Below are 390 nucleotides of genomic sequence, written 5' to 3'. Positions count from 1 at the left end.
ATTTCCCATAGCATAAGCTAGTAAGACCCCTTGAAGACTACAAGGTTGATAGGTCAGAGGTGTAAGTATGGTAACATATTTAGCTGACTGATACTAATAGGTCGAGGGCTTGACCAATATAATCAAGTTGTAAATACATTAAGAACTATGTGCAATTTTGAAAGAACAAAACTTTCATAAGGAATAATTACAGTAATAGATTCATGTAAATGTAGTATAAGCGTAAAATAAGAGTCTTTTTTCAAAGGAAACTCGACTCACATTCGTTCGCTGAGTGCTAATTTACACGAAATCGAAGATTTCTGTAAATTATGCATCTCGTGATGATGGCATAGAGGTAACACTCCTTCCCATTCCGAACAGGAAAGTTAAGGTCTATAGCGCCGATGG

Annotated in this window: 2 rRNA genes; both read left to right on the top strand. The window is 36.2% G+C overall.

The annotated features are described in order from the left end of the window. A 23S ribosomal RNA gene (locus tag ACJDTP_RS27500) occupies positions 1-117 on the top strand; the annotation flags it as partial. Positions 118-316: 199 nt separating this feature from the next. Then, a 5S ribosomal RNA gene (gene rrf, locus ACJDTP_RS27495) occupies positions 317-390 on the top strand; the annotation flags it as partial.

Source organism: Candidatus Clostridium helianthi (assembly GCF_045310795.1).
Classification (GTDB): Bacteria; Bacillota; Clostridia; order Clostridiales; family Clostridiaceae; genus Clostridium; species Clostridium helianthi.
This window is presented reverse-complemented; position numbering and strand designations above follow the sequence as displayed.